Here is a 1,510-nt window from a genome sequence, read left to right on the forward strand (position 1 = left end):
TGTCTGACGTCAGCACCTGTGGGACAGATTTGAGGATTTGAACACCGGAGGGGTTCTGGTTCATCGTAGCCTTTAAGGAGCGAAGATGAACAAGAAACCCGGAACATCAAAGGACAGCGCCGACAAGCTTGTCAGAAACATCCGCCGCAAGACACGCCAAACCTATTCAGCGGAGGAGAAGATCCGCATTGTCCTGGCAGGCCTGCGCGGTGAAGAGAGCATTTCAGCGCTGTGTCGGCGCGAGGGCATCGCCGAGAGCCTGTATTACAGCTGGTCGAAAGAATTCCTTGAGGCTGGCAAGCGCCGGTTGTCCGGCGACACGGCCCGGCAGGCAACGTCGCCAGAAGTCAAAGATCTGCGTTCGGAGTCACTTGCCCTGAAAGAATGCGTGGCAGACCTGACCCTTGAGAACCGTCTGCTCAAAAAAAGCATGACAGGGGCTGGGGAGTTCGAGGAATGAGATATCCTGCATCCGAGAAACTGGAGATCATCCGCACGGTTGAGGGTTCGCATCTGCCTACCAAGTTGACCCTGGATATGTTGGGCATTCCCCGCACCACATTCTACCGCTGGTATGACCGCTACGTCGAAGGCGGCATTGATGCCCTGGCAGATCGCTCGCCTCGGCCAGGGTCGGTCTGGAACCGGATTCCCCATGACCGGCGCGACGATCTCATCGAGTTCGCGCTGGAACATGAGGCGCTGACGACACGCGAACTGGCGGTCAAATATACTGATGAGAAGCGGTATTTTATATCTGAATCATCGGCATACCGCATTCTGAAAGCAGCCGACCTGATCACGGCACCCGATTATGTGGTGATCAAGGCCGCCGACGCGTTCACGGACAACACCACCGCCATCAACCAGATGTGGCAGACCGACTTCACCTACTTCAAGATCATCGGTTGGGGTTGGTATTACCTCAGCACGATCCTGGACGATTACAGCCGTTACATCATCGCGTGGAAGCTCTGCACAAACATGCGGGCCGAGGACGTGACCGACACGATCGAACTGGCTCTGACAGCTTCAGGCTGCGACCAGGCCGTCGTGCGCCACAAGCCACGTCTGCTCAGCGATAATGGGGCCTGTTACATCTCGGGCGATCTGGCCGATTGGCTCGGCGACCAAAGAATGGATCACGTCCGCGGCGCGCCCTTCCATCCGCAGACCCAGGGCAAGATCGAACGCTGGCACCAGACGATGAAAAACCGCGTTCTCTTGGAAAACTACTACATGCCCGGCGATCTGGAGCGTCAGATCGGTGCCTTCGTCGAGTATTACAACAACCAGCGCTACCACGAGAGCCTGAGCAACGTCACGCCTGCCGACGTCTACTTCGGACGGGACAAAGACATTCTGCGAGAAAGGGAGAAGATCAAGAAACTGACAATCCGACAGCGCCGCTTGCAACATCAAAAACAGGCGGCATAATCAATCACACAAACGTGCCAGAGCCTCCAATCCGCAAACCGCTCTGATGTCCCATTTTATATGACGACGGACA

1 protein-coding gene is annotated in these 1,510 nt (G+C 56.2%); it reads left to right on the plus strand.

Annotated elements, in window-relative coordinates:
* The first annotated feature begins 85 nt into the window (after positions 1-85).
* Positions 86-1,437 (plus strand): IS3 family transposase gene (locus tag DL899_RS19200; RefSeq protein WP_111735908.1). Its coding sequence is split into 2 segments (ribosomal slippage): positions 86-422 and positions 422-1,437, totalling 1,353 coding nucleotides; the frame shifts between segments, so codons are not numbered across the junction.
* The last annotated feature ends 73 nt before the right edge of the window (positions 1,438-1,510 follow it).

Origin of the sequence: Roseovarius amoyensis (assembly GCF_003260265.1) — a bacterium.
In the GTDB taxonomy this organism is placed as follows: Bacteria; Pseudomonadota; Alphaproteobacteria; order Rhodobacterales; family Rhodobacteraceae; genus Roseovarius; species Roseovarius amoyensis.